The 16,062-nt window shown below is 58.8% G+C and carries 15 protein-coding genes and 1 tRNA gene; 12 read left to right on the top strand and 4 right to left on the bottom strand.

From position 1 onward, the window contains the following. Positions 1–2: 2 nt before the first annotated feature. Together Q0Z93_RS01405 and lpxA are read left to right on the top strand one after the other, a co-directional pair. Positions 3–1,403: a bifunctional UDP-3-O-[3-hydroxymyristoyl] N-acetylglucosamine deacetylase/3-hydroxyacyl-ACP dehydratase gene (locus Q0Z93_RS01405; protein WP_298061836.1), complete on the top strand. Its 1,401-nt coding sequence runs from the start codon at positions 3–5 to the stop codon at positions 1,401–1,403. 44 nt (positions 1,404–1,447) lie between these two features. After that, positions 1,448–2,251 carry an acyl-ACP--UDP-N-acetylglucosamine O-acyltransferase gene (gene lpxA, locus Q0Z93_RS01400; RefSeq protein WP_298061834.1) on the top strand — a complete coding sequence of 268 codons (804 nt, stop codon included), beginning with the start codon at positions 1,448–1,450 and terminating at the stop codon, positions 2,249–2,251. 502 nt (positions 2,252–2,753) lie between these two features. Here the strand turns inward: lpxA and Q0Z93_RS01395 are convergent. Beyond that, a complete protein-coding gene (locus tag Q0Z93_RS01395; protein ID WP_298061833.1) occupies positions 2,754–3,830 on the bottom strand; it encodes a hypothetical protein in 1,077 nt (358 codons plus the stop codon). Between the two features lie 203 nt (positions 3,831–4,033). Here Q0Z93_RS01395 and Q0Z93_RS01390 point away from each other — a divergent pair, with 203 nt between their 5' ends. Further along, the gene (locus tag Q0Z93_RS01390; RefSeq protein ID WP_298061831.1) at positions 4,034–4,462 is read left to right on the top strand and encodes an Hsp20/alpha crystallin family protein; all 429 of its coding nucleotides are present in this window, start codon (positions 4,034–4,036) and stop codon (positions 4,460–4,462) included. 79 nt (positions 4,463–4,541) lie between these two features. Here Q0Z93_RS01390 and Q0Z93_RS01385 read toward each other — a convergent pair. Further along, positions 4,542–4,617: transfer RNA gene (locus tag Q0Z93_RS01385), tRNA-His, on the bottom strand. 76 nt (positions 4,618–4,693) lie between these two features. Here Q0Z93_RS01385 and Q0Z93_RS01380 point away from each other — a divergent pair. The 9 genes from Q0Z93_RS01380 to Q0Z93_RS01340 all read left to right on the top strand — a co-directional run bounded on the left by Q0Z93_RS01380 (position 4,694) and on the right by Q0Z93_RS01340 (position 13,686). Beyond that, positions 4,694–5,959, top strand: a complete 1,266-nt coding sequence (locus Q0Z93_RS01380) for an ABC transporter permease (RefSeq protein ID WP_298061829.1) — start codon at positions 4,694–4,696, stop codon at positions 5,957–5,959. Beyond that, positions 5,956–6,693 carry a bifunctional demethylmenaquinone methyltransferase/2-methoxy-6-polyprenyl-1,4-benzoquinol methylase UbiE gene (ubiE, locus tag Q0Z93_RS01375; RefSeq protein ID WP_363291346.1) on the top strand — a complete coding sequence of 246 codons (738 nt, stop codon included), beginning with the start codon at positions 5,956–5,958 and terminating at the stop codon, positions 6,691–6,693. The genes Q0Z93_RS01380 and ubiE overlap by 4 nt, the downstream gene beginning before the upstream one ends. Beyond that, positions 6,690–7,211: a hypothetical protein gene (locus Q0Z93_RS01370; protein WP_298061828.1), complete on the top strand. Its 522-nt coding sequence runs from the start codon at positions 6,690–6,692 to the stop codon at positions 7,209–7,211. Before ubiE ends, Q0Z93_RS01370 begins: the two co-directional genes overlap by 4 nt. Beyond that, entirely contained in the window at positions 7,208–7,720 is a 513-nt protein-coding gene (locus tag Q0Z93_RS01365; RefSeq protein ID WP_298061827.1) for a hypothetical protein, read from the top strand. Before Q0Z93_RS01370 ends, Q0Z93_RS01365 begins: the two co-directional genes overlap by 4 nt. A gap of 12 nt (positions 7,721–7,732) precedes the next feature. Further along, a complete protein-coding gene (locus Q0Z93_RS01360) occupies positions 7,733–8,458 on the top strand; it encodes a ComF family protein (RefSeq protein WP_298061825.1) in 726 nt (241 codons plus the stop codon). An 88-nt stretch (positions 8,459–8,546) separates the two neighbouring features. Further along, complete coding sequence (locus Q0Z93_RS01355; RefSeq protein WP_298061824.1) at positions 8,547–11,063, top strand: zinc-dependent metalloprotease; 2,517 nt, start codon at positions 8,547–8,549, stop codon at positions 11,061–11,063. A gap of 199 nt (positions 11,064–11,262) precedes the next feature. Then, positions 11,263–12,636, top strand: a complete 1,374-nt coding sequence (xseA, locus tag Q0Z93_RS01350; RefSeq protein WP_298061822.1) for an exodeoxyribonuclease VII large subunit — start codon at positions 11,263–11,265, stop codon at positions 12,634–12,636. Then, the gene (gene xseB, locus Q0Z93_RS01345) at positions 12,629–12,838 is read left to right on the top strand and encodes an exodeoxyribonuclease VII small subunit (protein ID WP_298061820.1); all 210 of its coding nucleotides are present in this window, start codon (positions 12,629–12,631) and stop codon (positions 12,836–12,838) included. The genes xseA and xseB overlap by 8 nt, the downstream gene beginning before the upstream one ends. A gap of 35 nt (positions 12,839–12,873) precedes the next feature. Next, on the top strand, positions 12,874–13,686 hold the full coding sequence (locus Q0Z93_RS01340; RefSeq protein WP_298061819.1) for a glycoside hydrolase family 16 protein: 813 nt from the start codon (positions 12,874–12,876) through the stop codon (positions 13,684–13,686). A gap of 100 nt (positions 13,687–13,786) precedes the next feature. Here the strand turns inward: Q0Z93_RS01340 and Q0Z93_RS01335 are convergent, their stop codons facing one another. Next, entirely contained in the window at positions 13,787–14,923 is a 1,137-nt protein-coding gene (locus tag Q0Z93_RS01335) for an acyltransferase (protein WP_298061816.1), read from the bottom strand. A gap of 114 nt (positions 14,924–15,037) precedes the next feature. Then, entirely contained in the window at positions 15,038–15,601 is a 564-nt protein-coding gene (locus tag Q0Z93_RS01330; protein WP_298061814.1) for a Crp/Fnr family transcriptional regulator, read from the bottom strand. Between the last annotated feature and the right edge of the window lie 461 nt (positions 15,602–16,062).

The raw sequence follows: 16,062 nt of genomic DNA, 5'->3' as shown, positions 1-16,062 counted from the left end.
TTATGACCGAAAAACAGCAAACGCTCGGCGCAGCCGCGACCTTCAGCGGGAAGGGACTGCACACGGGAGCGACTGTGAACCTTACGATACAGCCGGCGGAGGCCGGACACGGGATCAAATTCTGCCGGACCGACCTCGAGGGGCGGCCGGTGATCGAAGCCGTGGCGGACAATGTGTTCCAGACCTCGCGCAGCACGCTTTTGAAAAAGGGCGAGGCGACCGTTTCGACCATCGAACATCTGATGGCGGCGCTGTGGGGATGCGGAGTGGACAATGCCCTCGTCGAGGTCGACGGAGGCGAAGTGCCGATCGCTGACGGTTCGGCGATGCCGTGGGTCAGGCTCATTCGGCAGGCGGGGATCGTTCCGCAGGATGCTCCGCGGAAATACTACGAAATATCGGAAAAAACCGTCCTTGCGTTGGATAACGGACGGGAGATCGTCGCCTATCCGGACGACGTTTTTTCCGTGACAGCGAACGTCGATTTCGATTCGCATGTGGTGGGAAAACAGTATGCCGTTTTTTCGGTCGGGACGGACGGCGGGGACGATTTTGCGGCGGCGGTGGCGCCGAGCCGGACTTTTGTCTTCCTGCACGAAATCGAACCGCTCATCCAGAACAACATGATCCGAGGAGGGGATTTGGACAATGCGATCGTCATCGTCGAACAGCCGGTCTCGGCGGACAAGGCGGCGCAGATCGGGAAACTCTTCGGGCGCGAAGGGGTGGCGGCGGATCGGCAGGGGTATCTCAATAACCTCGAACTTCATTTCGACAACGAAATTGCGCGGCACAAACTGTTGGACCTGCTGGGGGATTTGGCGTTGGTGGGGATGCGGATCAAGGGGCGGATTCTCGCCACCCGGCCGGGACATGCAATCAATACCGAATTTGCGAAGCTGCTGCGGAAACAGATCAAGCGCGATGCGGACAGGCCGACTTTCAAATACGACCCGAATGCGGAGCCGATCTACGACATTAATCGGATCAAGGCGACCTTGCCGCACCGGCCGCCGTTCCTCTTGGTGGACAAGATCATCCATCTCACGGACACCGAGGTGGTGGGGATCAAGAACGTGACTATGAACGAGCCGTTCTTCGTGGGGCACTTCCCTGACGAACCGGTCATGCCGGGGGTTTTGCAGGTGGAGGCGATGGCGCAGTGTGGCGGGATTCTGGCACTGAGCACCGTGCCGGATCCGGAGAATTACTCCACCTATTTCATGACCATCGACGGGGTGAAGTATCGGCACAAGGTGGTGCCGGGGGATACGCTCCAGTTCGAGCTGCGGCTCTCGGAACCGATCCGGCGCGGGATCGTCAAGATGGATGCGCGGGCTTATATCGGAAATACATTGGCGACCGAAGCCAAACTGATGGCGCTGATTACCAAGAACAAATAGTATCCGGTTTCCGGAACGAGTATTTTTAGACTTTCAGAAAAAGCATGATACATCCCTTGGCCTATGTCCATCCGGACGCTAAACTGGGCGAAAACGTTACGGTAGAGCCTTTTGCATATATCGCCGGCCGGGTGACCGTCGGCGACGGAACGTGGATCGGCCCGAATGCCGTGATCAACGACGGGGCGGTGATCGGGCGCGAATGCCGCATATTCAGCGGGGCGTCGGTCGCCGGGATTCCGCAAGACCTCAAGTTCAGAGGCGAGGAGACGACGGCGGTGATCGGCGACAGAACGATGATCCGGGAGTGTGCGACGGTCAATCGAGGCACGGCAGCGAAAGGAACGACCATTGTGGGGAGCGATACTTTGATCATGGCCTATGCGCATGTGGGGCATGACTGCGTGGTGGGGGATCACTGCATCTTGGCGAACAATGTGTCGCTGGCGGGGGAGGTCGAATTGGACGATTGGGCGATTCTGGGGGGGCATACGGCGATACACCAGTTCTGCCGCGTGGGAAAGCATGCTATGACCAGCGGGGGGACGATGGTGGGAAAGGATATTCCACCGTTCATCAAGGTGGCGCACAATCCGGCGTCGTACGTGGGGGTCAATTCGATCGGGCTGCGCCGGCGGGGGTTTACCTCGGAACAGATCAACGAGATCATGGATATTTGCCGGATCATGTTCCAGAACGGCTACTCTTATGGCAAGGCTTGCGGGATACTCCAGGAGCAGATGCCTGACTCGGATGCCAAACGGGAGATGCTGGCTTTCTTTGCCGGATCAAAACGGGGGGTCATCAAGCCGTATCAGTCGCGGACGAAAGATCAGGACGAGGAATAACCGGTCGATCGGTTAATTGCACTGTGCCGTGCGGGACTGTCCTTTCTTGAAAGGGCAGTCCCGCACGACACAATGCTAAATAAACCCTACAATTTTTAAAACGACTTTTTTCACACGGGCCGGAGCCAGCGGGGACTGTTTAAGGCAGTTACAGGTCCGGCTCGAGTGCCGAGCGGCACCTTCCGCCCGGGATGGCTCCGGCCTGACATAGGGAGATCACCGACGACATTGCAAAAGCTTGCCGGTGTCTAAAATAACTATACGATAAAAAGTTCTGCGTATTCGGCCTCGCGCCCATCTTTTAAGGCAGAATCTCCCGAGTCAGGTGCCGTTGCGACCGCGGCCACCGCTGGCGCGGAAACTCAATACAAGCCCGTGCATTCGCGTAGCAGCACAGACCGTCATTACCCGACAGACAACACAACATACAACCATCCGGCGGAGAAAAAACATCCCGCGGCAAAAATCGCCGGACAGAGGCACGATAACCCGTTCGTTCGACCTATTTCCACAAATGCACCCGCACCGACGCCTGCTGGCAGAAATCTACCCCCTGCGCCGTCTGGTGGAACACCAGCGCAGCCCGAATCGACAGCCGGCGGCCCAAAGTCTTGGCCCAGTACAAGTCCGTCCGGTTATAAACCGACGCATTGTAAAACGCATCGCCCCAGTAAACCAGCGTTCCGTAAGCATTCCACAACGGCATCAATCCCTTGCCCGCGAAGAAAGTATCCTCCAATCCCCAGCCGTGCCACTCGATATTGAACCGCGCATGGAAACCGGCCCGCGCCGTCCAGCCCCCCGCATTACCCACCTCGATTCGTCCGCGCGACATCGAGCCCACGATCCCCGCATCTATCGACAGAATATCCAGCGCCGTAACCGCCCCTAAATCCACCCCGCCATACACATGGTACATGACATTATCCACCAGGAAATTCTGCGAAAGACCCTCCTCCACGCTTTTCGTTCCCGGCCGATAATGGTACATATAGCCCGCCAGCCCCACACAGAACAGCCTGCGCCGTCCCAAATCCAGCCGCCCGGCCAAACCCGCCATGAACGACTCCTTGCCCGTCTCGGTATCCTCCGCATTCCAGTCGAAGAAAGCCTCGATCTGTCCGCGTTCGCCCTCCCATTGCAGCAAAGCACCCGCCAGCGTGTGTTTGAAATAGCCCACCGAATCCGAAAAGAGCGCCCGCGAATAATAGCCCTTCATCTCATCCCGCGGCAGCAGCCCGCCGAACCCGTCGAACACCCGTCCCTTATAATTATAGTACGCCAGAAAATCCGGCACCTCGCCGAACGGCTTCTGTCCGAATTGCTGCAAGAAACTGATCCCCGTCATGATCCGGTGTCCGGCCCCGAAGCGCAGCCCCACTGTCGGGATGACATAAGCCCCCGATAAAGTCTGCGGAGCCTTGTAATCCGAACTGTACTCCCCGTTGTCGAGGAAAGCCCCCAGCCGCACATCGTAATCGAACTTTACGGCCCCCGCCGTATCAGCCTCGGACTGCGCTCCCGCCGCAAACGAACACATCAGACAGGCCAGCGCTGCAAACGCCCATTTTCTGCACATCGCGAAATAAAAATTAAACCCTTTTTCAAATGTTCCAAAGGTACGCATTAATCCGGAATGTTCGCACTGACAATCTGACATATAGTTTCTGTCAGATCGTCCCTTTTACGGTCGTGGCATACCCTTTGCAGCTGTTCCGTTCGACAACCGGCTCCCCAGGAGCCGCCGAACAAGACGTTTAACCTTTTAATGTATAAACTATTATGATTCCTGCAAAAAGATCACAGAACTGGCTGCCGTCGATATTCAACGATTTCTTCGGCAACGAATGGCTCGCCAAAACCAACAGCAACTCGCCGGCCATCAACATCCGCGAGACCGAGAACCGGTACGAAGTCGAACTGGCCGCTCCCGGAATGACCAAAGAGGATTTCAAAATCCGGATCGAAGACGACAACCAACTGATCGTTACGATGGACAAAAGCGCCGAAAACAACGAGCAGAACGAGGAAGGCCGCTACCTGCGGCGCGAATTCTACTACTCGCACTTCCAGCAGAGCATGATCCTGCCGGAGAATATCTACAAGGAGAAGATCGAAGCCCGCGTCGAGAACGGCGTGCTGACCATCGACATTCCCAAGAAGAAAGAAGAGGAAATGGCTCCGGCATCCAAGGAAATCGAGATCAAATAGTCCGGCCCGACCGGTCTTGCCGGAAACGCGAAAAAGGCTTGCGCATGATAATATTGCGCAAGCCTTTTTGCATCCTAAAGGGTGGAAGATCGGGCTCGAACCGACGACCTCTTGAACCACAATCAAGCGTTCTGACCAACTGAACTACATCCACCGGGGGCAAAAGTACAACACTTTTCCGAACTTCCCAAAAATTTCAGCTACTTTTGCAGGGAATAAACCACAGGCCGTTTGATACTCGAAACCTTCATAGCCCGGCGACTGAGCGGCGGGGGACGCAAAGCCGGCATCATGCTGCGGGTCGCCACACTTTGCGTGGCGGTCAGCGCAGCCGTGATGCTGGTCGCACTGGGGGTGGCGAACGGATTCAGCAGCACGATTACGGCGAAACTTTCCGGCTTCGCCTCCGATATTCAGGTGACAGCGGGGGGCAGCGGCAACTCCTATGAAGCGCTTCCGGTGACTTGCGACTCTTTGTCGGTCGCCGGGATCGCTGCGGCGGACGGCGTGGCCCACGTCCAGCGGTTCGCGGCCAAAGCAGGCATCATTCGCGGCGACAGTCTCCTGGCAGGCATCGTGCTCAAAGGGTTCGCCCCGGAAAGCGACACCTCTTTCCTCCATAAACAGATGGTCGCCGGACACATTCCGGCGTACACGGACACCCGGCGGAACCGCGATGCGGTGATCTCGCAGACCTTGAGCCGCTCCATGCGTTTGGGCTTAGGCGACCGGTTTGAAGTGCTGTTCGTGGGCGGCGACGCCCCCCGGCGCGACCGGCTGCGGGTAGCGGGAATATACGACAGCGGCATGGAAGAGTTCGACCGGATGACGGTCATCGGCGACCTGAGCGTGGTGCAGCGGCTGAACGGTTGGAGCCGGGAGCAGATCGGCGGATACGAGATTGCCGTGGCACCCGGCGCCGACCGCGAACAAGTCGCTTTGTCGTTGGCGGAAACGCTGCATCCGGCGCTGGTGTTGGAGGGCTGGGGCGCTCCCGCATCGGACGAGGCTGCGCAAAGCCTCGAGGTGGCGACGGTCGAAGAGCGTTATCCGCAGATATTCGACTGGCTGGAGATGCTGGAGCTGAATACCGCTATCGTGATCGTCATCATGCTGGTGGTCGCGGTGGTCAATATGGCCTCCGGCGTCCTGATCGTGGCGATAGAGCAGACCCGGACGATCGGCATACTGAAAGCCCTGGGGATGCGCAATGCGGTTTTGCAGCGCATTTTCATCCTGCGCTCGGTGCGCATCACCCTGCGGGGGCTTCTGTGGGGGAACCTCGCGGGGCTGGTCTTGTGCCTCGTACAACAGCATACGGGATGGGTGACCCTCGACCCGGAAAACTATATGATGGCGGCCGTGCCGGTGCGGGTGGAGTGGGCGCAGGTCGTCCTGCTCAACTTGGGAACGCTGGCGGTCATTACACTCGCTATGGCATTGCCTGCGGCCATTATCGCGCGCATCGCGCCCGACAAATCGATCCGATTCCAATGATAAAACCGCACGACGAAAACCCGGCCGGCAAAAAAGAGCAGGTTCGCGAAATGTTCGACTCCATAGCGCGGCGTTACGACCTGCTGAACCACTTGCTGTCGATGAATATCGACCGGCGGTGGCGGGCCCAGGTCGTCCGGATGATCCGCCGGCAGGCCCCGCAGAGCGTGCTGGACATGGCCACGGGGACGGGCGACCTGGCTATTGCCGTGGGGCATGCTTTGCCGGCGGCCGCCGTGACCGGCATGGATCTTTCGCCCGGCATGCTGCGCATCGGGCGCGAAAAAGTGGCGGCTCGTTTTCCCGGGCGGGAGTTCCCGATGATCGAAGGCGATGCGGAGGCGTTGCCCTTCGCGGACGGGGCGTTCGAGGCGGTGACCTGCGGCTTTGGGGTGCGGAATTTCGAGGACTTGCCGAAAGGGCTGCGCGAAATGTACCGCGTGCTGGCCGTGGGCGGGCGGGCTTATATTCTGGAATTTTCGATGCCATCCGAACACAATGTTCCGGGCCGGCTTTACCGGTTCTATTTCCGGCGGATCCTGCCGGAAATCGGACGTTTGGTTTCAAAAGATGCGCGGGCCTACACTTATTTGCCGGAGTCCGTGGGCGAATTTCCATACGGGGAGCGATTCTGCGGCATGCTGGCGGAGGCCGGGTTCGCCGATCCGCAGATGAAAGTGCTCATGGGGGGGATCGCTACGATATACACAGCCGGAAAACCAGGAAAACGATGAAGACAATCAAGATACTGACCCCGCTCCTCTTAGTCCTGTTGCTGAATGCCTGCGCGACAGGAAAATTAGCGAAGATCGACTGCGGCCCGGTCGAGGCTTTCCGAACCGAGACCTTGGGCTTCGGTTCGGCGGAGGGAACGGCCGTCGTGCCGCTGTACAACGGGAACAAAAAAAACGTTACCTTTGGCAGCGCCCGGTTTGAAGTGCGGCGGGGGAAACGGGTTTTGGGAGTGGTGACGCTTTTGCAGCCTGTCACGGTGCCTCCGGGTTATAATCGGGTGGAACTGCCGGTACGTATCCGGGTTCCGCAGGACGGGCTGAAAACCGTTATGAAGATGCTTCTGCGCAAAGGAGAGGCTCCCGGCCGGCGACCGCCGCTGCGGATTGCCGGAGTGCTGGGCATCGACTGCGGCGGCCGTATGCAGACCGTCCGTTTCAACCGCCGGGCCAGCGAAAAAATGCTGGGACTGTCGGACAGACTTTTTACTCATCCGATCGAATTCAGACTATCACGATGAAACGACTCGCATGGCTTTTCACTTTGGCGGCAGTCACTCTTTCCGCCGGCGCCCAGGATCGGGTGAGCACCTATACGGCGCGGTTGCGCGTGCCGGATGCTTCGACGGGAGCGCGGGTTTCCGTGAGCAACGACAGCGACGTTGCAGCAGGGCTTCGCACATCGCCGAAAAACGACATCGGTGTGGGTTACCGGATTTGCATCTTTTTCGACAACACCCAGAATGGGCGGAGTTTGGCTAACGGTGCGCTGAGCACGTTCCGCAGCCGGTTCCCGGGCATTCCGGGCGAAGTGGTTTACGCCAACCCGACATTCAAGACGATGGTCGGGTATTGTTTGGACATGACCGAGGCCTCCATGCTGCTGGGCCGGGTGCGCGAGGTCTTTCCGAAAGCCGTGGTGGTACGCGAGGAACATATGCCTATCTCGAACCTGATCCGAAGCCCGATCGCCGACTCGCCGGCAGACAGCCTCTTCAAAGCGGCATCGGTGTCCGGGACGGAATACTAAACCGCTGCCGAATTGAAAGACCGGTTTCTTTCCCCTTTACGATGGATCGGCGATCAGCTGTTTCCGGCGATCTGTCCGGTCTGCGGCGAGGCGCTCGCTCCGGGCGAACGCACGATTTGCCTGCGCTGCCGTTGGGATATGCCGCTCACGGACTATTGGACGGGCAGCGACAACCCGGCGGCAGCGATGCTGCGGAAACGGATCCCGGATTTGCACCAGGCTTCGGCCTTGCTTTACTTCCGGCACGAAAGCGGATACCGGGCCATGATCCATTCGCTCAAATACGGCGGACGCCGGGACATAGCGATCGCGTTGGGCGAGATGTTCGGCAGCGAATTGCGCGACTCGCCTTTCTTCGACCGTGCGGATGTGCTGGTGCCCGTTCCGCTGCATTGGAGCAAACGGATGCAGCGGGGATATAACCAGGCCGAAGAGATATGCGCAGGGCTCAGCAGCAGTATGGGCATCCCGTGCGATTTCCGCGCCTTGAAACGCATTCGCCGGACCCGGACGCAGGCTCTGCACCGGGATTCGGATGCACGGCGCAGGAATGTGGAAGGAGCATTTCGCCTCCGCTGCCCGGATCGGCTGCGAGGCCGGCACATCCTGTTGGTGGACGACGTGCTCACCACGGGAGCCACAGTCACAGCCTGCGCGGCAGCGATCCGCACCGCGCTGCCGGAAGCCGTGATCAGCGTGGCGACGCTGGCGGTCGTGCGGGGACACACCCGGGAATGATCCGGAATCTGCTGCGAACAACTCGGGCGACCGAATTTCTGCAACGCAGTATCCCCGGATTTTTTGACGAACCATAATAAATACACCTATGAATAGAGTTTGGATTGTTGCATTAGCCGCCTGGATCGGCATCGGAATGCCGGAAAAGGCGCAAGGTACCGAGCCGGCTGCGAAAGCGAAGACCGAACAGAACACGGGGAAAAAGACTGCCCCGGTGAAAAAGAGAAGGAAAGGCATCGATACGACAGCCGTGAAACCTGCAGCGCCGAAAGGGAGCATCGCTGCTGTGATCAAGCCGGGAGCTAAGCGGACGGACGGCCTGTTCACCGTCTTTGAACAGGAAGGACGGTATTACTTTTTGATTCCCAATTCGTTGATGGGGCGGGACATGCTGGTCGTGAACCGGATCTCGAAAGCCGCGGCGGATATGCGGAACGGTTTCTTCGGCTACGCCGGCGACCCGGTCGGCGAAAACATGATCCGCTTCCGGCAGTCACCGGACAAGAAACGGCTCTTTGTCGAAAACATCTCCACGCGCGAATTGCCGCGCGACACGACCGGAGATATGTACCGGGCGGTGATTCGTTCCAACATGCAGCCGATCGTCGCCTCGTTCGAGATCAAAGCCGCCAGCAAAGCGAAAGACTCCGTATTAGTGGATGCGACCGACTTCATCGGCGGAGACGTCGAACTGACTGGTTTCGACAACTACTTCAAAGCCAATATGAATATCGGCGGATTCCAGAAAGACAAGTCATATATCGTGGGGGTGAAGGCCTTTCCGGAGAATGTCGAGATGAAGAGCACGCGCAGCTACCTCATCACGCCCAAAAGCAATTTCCCCGGATACAAACCCAGTCCGATGCCGGCGACCTACGAAATCAACAGCTCGCTGATCCTGCTGCCCGAGGTGCCGATGCAGCCGCGGTGGTTCGATCCGCGCGTGGGGTACTTCACCGACCGCTATATCGACTACGACAAGAATCCGCAAGGGATTAAGAACATTCAGATGATCACCCGCTGGCGGTTAGAGCCGAAACCGGAAGATGTCGAGGCATACCGGCGGGGCGAACTGGTCGAACCGGCCAAGCCGATCGTCTACTACATCGACCCGGCGACACCGAAGAAGTGGGTGCCGTACCTGATTGCGGGGGTCAATGACTGGCAGGCGGCGTTCGAGCAGGCGGGGTTCAAGAATGCGATCGTGGCGAAAGTGGCGCCGACGCCGGAAGAGGACTCGACGTGGAGTTTGGAAGATGCGCGCAATTCGGCGATCGTCTACAAACCGTCGAACGTGGCCAATGCCAGCGGCCCGCATGTGAGCGACCCGCGCACGGGCGAGATTCTCGAAAGCCACATCAATTGGTACCACAACGTGATGAACCTGCTGCGCAACTGGTATATGATTCAGGCGGCGCCGAGCGACACGGGGGCGCGGCGGATGGTCTTCGACGACGCTTTGATGGGGGATCTGATCCGCTTCGTGTCGTCGCACGAGGTGGGGCATACGCTGGGGCTGAGGCACAACTTCGGCTCGTCGTCCCTGACGCCCGTGGACAGTCTGCGGAGTGCGTCGTTCCTCGAGAAGAACGGCCATACGGCTTCGATCATGGACTATGCGCGCTTCAACTACGTGGCGCAGCCGGAGGACGGGATTCGGCGGGAATTGCTTTACCCGCGCATCGGCGACTACGACAAATGGGCGATCGAGTGGGGGTATCGGCGCTTCCCGGACCTCACCTCTCCGGAAGCCGAGGCCGATACGCTGAACCGGTGGATCATCGGCCGCTTGGAGGGGAATCCGCGCCTGTGGTTCGGGACGGAGATCAATCCGGACGACCCGCGCGAACAGAACGAGGACTTGGGGGACAACCAGATGCGGGCAAACGAGCTGGGGATCAGGAACCTGAAGGTGGTTTTGGCGGGGATTCCGGAGTGGACGCGCACGCCGAACGAGGGATACGATAACCTCGAGACTCTGTATACGGAAGTGGTTTCGCAATTCAAGCGCTACAACGGCCACGTGGCCAAGTGGGTGGGCGGCATCTACGAAACGCCGAAGACGGTGGAGCAGGCGGGGCCGGTGTATGCCTATGTGGAAAAGGCCAAACAGAAGGAGGCGATGGCGTTCCTCGACCGGAATCTGTTTACCACGCCGGTTTGGCTGATCGACGAGGATATTTACGGCAAAATCGGTCTGAACGGGCCGGAGGTGATCGCATCGGTGCAGGCTGCCGGGTTGAAGGCGTTGCTCAGCAACCGGGTGCTCGAGAACCTCATCAAAGCCGAAACGGCACAGGGCAGGGAGGCTTATACGGTGACCGACCTGTTCGGCGACCTGAATCGCAGCGTTTGGCGCGAGCTTTCTACCGGTGCGGCGCCGGATGTTTATCGCCGCGGGTTGCAGACCCTTTATACGGATCGGCTGCTCTCGCTGCTGCCGAAGCCGGGGACGACTGCCTTAAACGATGTGCCGGCACGGGTGACCTATGAACTGCGCACGCTCCAGAACCGTCTGAAAGGGGCTCGGTCGTCCGACCCGGCGGTCAAGGCGCACTACCAGTATTTGGCGAAAAAGATCGGCGATACGCTCGATCCGAAATAATTTTTCCGGCTGCGTCGTACAGCGGTAAGGCCGTTCCCCGAGAAACGGGGAACGGCCTTGTTGTTGTCGTCTCCACACATGCGTTCCGCCGCAAAAAATTGCCGGACAGGTACGGCCCGTATCCGCACAGGGAAGGCTTTCAGGCAAGAAAACGGAGGCTCGCTGCCCGACAAAGAGAAAAGAGGCTTATATTTGCCGTATGGAGAATTTCGTCACCCTGTCCGTCCTGCAAGGGCATCTGCGTGCCGTGATCGAACAGCACGCCGGCGGAGCGCAGTGGGTGGTCGCCGAAATCAGCGAATGCAAAGTCAATTACGCAGGGCATTGCTACCTGGAGCTCGTCGAGCGGCCGGACAACGGCAAATCGCCCGTGGCGCAGGTCCGCGCCGTGATCTGGAGCAGCAGCTACAAGATGATCTCCGGCTATTTCCGGTTCCAGACCGGTTCCGACCTCTCGGCCGGGATGAAAGTACTCGTCAAGTGCACCGTCTCGTACCATCCGGTCTACGGGCTCAGTCTCATAATCAGCGATATAGACCCGGGCTATACCCTCGGAGAGACCGAACGCCTGCGGCGGCAGACCATCGCCAAGTTGCAGGAAGAGGGAGTCTTCGGGATGAACAAAGAGTTCGATCTGCCGGAGGTCGTGCAGCGGATCGCCGTCATCTCGTCGCCCAAAGCGGCGGGATACCGCGATTTCATGCAGGAGCTGAACGCTTCGCCGTACCGATTCGAGGTCAAACTGTTCGCCTCGGTGATGCAGGGCGATGCGGCGGAAAGCTCGATCGTGGATGCTTTGGACGCCATTGCGGAAGCGGGAGACGGATTCGATGCGGTGGTCATGATCCGCGGAGGGGGTTCGACGAGCGATCTGGGATGTTTCGACAATTACAGGCTGTGCGCTTATGTGGCCCAATTCCCGCTGCCGGTTATTACGGGGATCGGGCACGACAAAGACGTGAGTGTGGCGGATATGGTGGCCCACACCTCGCTCAAGACGCCGACGGCGGTGGCGGCTTTTCTGGTGTCACGGGCCGCAGAGATGCACAGCCGATTGGAAGAGTTGTACGATGAAGCAACGGGCCTCGCACAGCGGACGCTGATGATGGAGACCGGCAGGATAGAGAACGCGGGATTGCTGCTGGCTTCGCGAAGCATGGGGCTGCTGCACGGTGGCATGGCACGGCTCGACCGGTTCAGAAACGGACTGCGTTCGGCGGCGGTTGAGCGTTTGGCCGGCGAAAGACGGCGCTGCTTCTCGTTCGGCACTTTGCTGGGCCAGCATTCGACCCGGCGGCTGGCGGCCGGAACGACTTGGACGGACTACGCCGCAGAGCGGCTGGCGGCGGCCACCCGGGGGGCCTTGCAGCGCCAGGATGCCCGGCTGAACTGGCTGGAAGTATCGGTACAGGCGGCGAGCCCGCAGCGAATCTTGTCCCGCGGCTACGCCATCGTCAAAGGGGTTAGGAATGCCGCCGAAGCGGAGGTCGGGCAGTCGGTGGAGATCGAACTGCGGGACGGCGTTTTGGAGGCGGACGTTATATCGAAATCAATTCATAAGAAAAATGGCTAAGACGAATCCGACGGAAAAGATCACCTATGCGGAGGCAGTGGCGGAGATCGAGGAGATTCTGGCGAAAATGAACGGCGACGAACTCGACATCGACCAGCTGGGCGCTTATGTGGAGCGGGCCACGACACTCATCACCCTCTGCAAGGAAAAACTCCTCAAGGCCCAGAAACAGGTCGAGCAAGTGATCAAATCCGAAGAATAGACGCAGGAAGACTAACCCAAACCAAATATAACCGAATGAAAAGAACCCTTTCCGGTGCGGCGCTTCTGTTTGGCGCAGCCGTATTCCTGCTGCCCTGCGGCGCGGCGGCGAAACAGAAACAGGAAAAGACACCGAAGTGGAAAATCGTGTGGCAGGACGATTTCAACAAGGACGGATTCTTAGACCCGGCCAAATGGTCGAAGATTCCGAGGGGGACTGCGGAGTGGAACAACTATATGTCCTCGCGGGACGACCTGTATGAGGTCAAGGACGGAAACCTGATCCTGCACGGGATCGTCAACGACCGCCGCGACCAGGACACGGCACGGTATCTCACGGGAGGCGTATGGACGAAAAATAAGTTCGCGGTGAAATACGGCAAGATCGAAATCCGGGCTCGGCTGGGCGAGGCTCGGGGAGCCTGGCCGGCGTTCTGGATGCTGTCGCAGGACGAAAAATACGGCCGCTACCCGAGGAACGGCGAGGTCGACATCATGGAGCACCTGAATTACGACACGATCGCTTACCAGACGATCCACTCGTACTACACCCTGAAACTGAAGCAGGATACGCCGCAGCGCTATACGACGGTGCCGATCGGCCGCGGGGGGTATAATACTTACGGGGTGGAATTTTATCCGGACAAGATCGTGTTCACGCTGAACGGTCAGCCGACGCTGACCTATCCGAAGATCGAAACGGAGCTCGAAGGTCAGTTTCCGTTCGACCAGGCTTACTATCTGTTGTTGGACATGCAGTTAGGGGGAGGCTGGGTCGGCGGCGTGGATCCGGCGACGCTCCCGGTGAAGATGGAGATCGACTGGGTCAAGGTCTGGAAGCGGGAATAGCGGTTGAGGCCGGTTACCCCGACATCACCCGGATCAAAAAGGAGGGGGCTTTCCGATTCATCGGAAAGCCCCCTTGCCATAGATCGACGGAATAAGGCGGCTATTTGCTTTTGTGTCGGAGAAATCGGTTCCGGAGCCACTCTCGCACCGGTTCGTCGTATAGTTTCATCGCCCCGTAAGCCAGCAGCACGCAGCCGACCCCGACCGCAAGCATCAACGGCCAACTCTGCCGCCAGCCCAAACCCCGTTCAGTCACATAAGCCATAAAGAGGTAGACGAACGGATAGTGGATGATGTAGAGCGGGAACGAAATTTTCCCTAAAAAACGACAAATCCCCTCCGAGAACCTCCCCCGGATCGGGCTGCCCGCCCCCGCCAGCACGATCAGCGGGAACAGGACGATAATGCTCAGCGATTCATAAATGCCGTTCATCCAGATATGTTCTTCGCCGCCGAGCCGCGGAAAGAAAAGAATCGCCGCCAGCACGAACGAGCAGAGCCAGAAACCGCCCCGCAGTTTAATCAGTCTGCCCATCCGGAAAAGCAGCAAACCGCAGAAAAACGGATACATCACCCGCGTCAGCCCGATCAGCAAATGTTCCCCCGTCAGTTCGTGCCCGCCGAGCACGCTACCTGTCCCGCTGCACAGCGTCAGCCGTACGAGCGCCGCTCCGCAGCAGGCCACCAAAACGGTCAGCAGCACGTTCGACAACCGCCGGAAAACCACCGCATAGAGCAGATTAGCGATATATTCAAAAAAAAGCGACCAGGCCGGGCCATTCAGCGGGAACATCTCGTGCCACGGATAGCGTATGACGGCGGTCGTCGGCAGCAGCAGACAGCCGGCCAGCATCACCAGCAGCATTTGCCACACCGGCACCTCCCCGATACGGGGGAACATCTCGCCCGCGCCGAAGTAAAAGCACAGCCCCCCGATCACCGCCCCCAGCACCACCATCGGCTGAAGCCGGATCACGCGCCGTTTGACGAAGTCCCGGAGGTTCATCCGCCCCCATCGGTCGTCGTAGGCGTAGCCGATCACGAAGCCCGAAAGGACGAAGAAGAAATCGACGGCCAGGTAGCCGTGGTTGATCCCCGGCACGACGTAGAACGGTTCGACGGCATAAATTTCAAAGAGATGGAACGTGACGACGATCAGCGCCGCCACCCCGCGCAGACCGTCCAGAATCTCGTAATGCGGTTTTTGCGGAAAGAGCAAAGAAGAACTCGTTTGCATGGTTCGTTCGGAAAGGGTTTAATGGGTTGGTGTTGCTGCAAAGATAGGCCGGCCGGGGATGCGAAAATTTGTCCTAAGTCAAAATCGGCCGGCCGGTTTCCCCCTCCCCGGACGTCATTCCGCAGCCCGCAGCCGACTGAGGGTGGAGAGCGTAATCCCCAGATAAGATGCGATATAACTCAGATTCGCCCGCCGACAGACGTCGGGAAACTGCTGCCGGAAGGCTTCGTACCGCTCTTTGGCAGGCAGGGTCAGCCTTTCCTGATGGCTGCGGTGCAATCGCCGGTATTCGTTCTGGTGGATGATCCGGCCCCAGTTGCACAGGCCGAGGTCGGTCTCCCACAAACGGGTCAGGTCGGTCAGTGCGATGCGGTATGCCTCTGTTTCTTCGATTGTTTCCACGACTTCTTCGCTCGCTTTGCCGTAATACAGCTCGTCCATACTGAACACGAGGCCGCCTTCGGTCGAAAACGAGGTGGTGATCTCGTCGCCGTTCACGGGCCAGAAGGAACGGGTCATCCCTTTTTCGATGAAATAGGCGCATTTGGAATAGGCGTGTTCCCGAATCAGCCGGTATCTCTTGGGAAAACGACAGGCGGTCAGCTGCGATTCCAGCTGCCGGATCGATTCGTCGGATACCGGATACTGGGCTCTCATGCAGGCGATAATGTTTTTCATTTTCAATGCTGTTGATTCCGGTTCCGCCGACTGCGTTCTATTCCCGGACGATACCGTGAGCGGGCGATCGATAGGGCGTTCCGTCTCCGGAATCATGGAGGATGTCCATACGGGGCCTGACTGAGGGGGAACCGCAGTCCGGAGAACAAAGATAGGGAAAAGTGTATGATCTGTGTGAACCGAATGCGGAGGAGTTCCGGCCCGAGGGCTGTTTCCTCTGGAGTAAGACGGAGCAAAATCCCAGGTTCGAGTGCCGAGCGGCACCGCGCCACGGCGAAAGAGGAAAATCGACGGTTTCAACTTGAGTTGAAACCGAATGATTTTCCCGGCGTGCGGACAAAACCTGTTTATCCCTGGCGCGCGGCTTTTGTTTGGGGTAGTTCCGGCCCAAGCGAAACGCAGTTTCGCCCGTCCCGCCGGGGTCACCCGGGGCCTGCCCGCACAGGGCAGTACCCTCTTGG

The organism is uncultured Rikenella sp. (genome assembly GCF_947628055.1).
Taxonomy (GTDB): domain Bacteria; phylum Bacteroidota; class Bacteroidia; order Bacteroidales; family Rikenellaceae; genus Rikenella.
This window is presented reverse-complemented; position numbering and strand designations above follow the sequence as displayed.

What these genes read in the sequence shown, in the direction of transcription:
- Q0Z93_RS01405 (WP_298061836.1), top strand. Translation starts at nt 3, where the DNA reads ATGACCGAAAAACAGCAAACGCTCGGCGCAGCCGCGACCTTCAGCGGG.
- lpxA (WP_298061834.1), top strand. Translation starts at nt 1,448, where the DNA reads ATGATACATCCCTTGGCCTATGTCCATCCGGACGCTAAACTGGGCGAA.
- Q0Z93_RS01395 (WP_298061833.1), bottom strand. Translation starts at nt 3,830, where the DNA reads ATGTGCAGAAAATGGGCGTTTGCAGCGCTGGCCTGTCTGATGTGTTCG.
- Q0Z93_RS01390 (WP_298061831.1), top strand. Translation starts at nt 4,034, where the DNA reads ATGATTCCTGCAAAAAGATCACAGAACTGGCTGCCGTCGATATTCAAC.
- ubiE (WP_363291346.1), top strand. Translation starts at nt 5,956, where the DNA reads ATGATAAAACCGCACGACGAAAACCCGGCCGGCAAAAAAGAGCAGGTT.
- Q0Z93_RS01370 (WP_298061828.1), top strand. Translation starts at nt 6,690, where the DNA reads ATGAAGACAATCAAGATACTGACCCCGCTCCTCTTAGTCCTGTTGCTG.
- Q0Z93_RS01365 (WP_298061827.1), top strand. Translation starts at nt 7,208, where the DNA reads ATGAAACGACTCGCATGGCTTTTCACTTTGGCGGCAGTCACTCTTTCC.
- Q0Z93_RS01355 (WP_298061824.1), top strand. Translation starts at nt 8,547, where the DNA reads ATGAATAGAGTTTGGATTGTTGCATTAGCCGCCTGGATCGGCATCGGA.
- xseA (WP_298061822.1), top strand. Translation starts at nt 11,263, where the DNA reads ATGGAGAATTTCGTCACCCTGTCCGTCCTGCAAGGGCATCTGCGTGCC.
- xseB (WP_298061820.1), top strand. Translation starts at nt 12,629, where the DNA reads ATGGCTAAGACGAATCCGACGGAAAAGATCACCTATGCGGAGGCAGTG.
- Q0Z93_RS01340 (WP_298061819.1), top strand. Translation starts at nt 12,874, where the DNA reads ATGAAAAGAACCCTTTCCGGTGCGGCGCTTCTGTTTGGCGCAGCCGTA.
- Q0Z93_RS01335 (WP_298061816.1), bottom strand. Translation starts at nt 14,923, where the DNA reads ATGCAAACGAGTTCTTCTTTGCTCTTTCCGCAAAAACCGCATTACGAG.
- Q0Z93_RS01330 (WP_298061814.1), bottom strand. Translation starts at nt 15,601, where the DNA reads ATGAAAAACATTATCGCCTGCATGAGAGCCCAGTATCCGGTATCCGAC.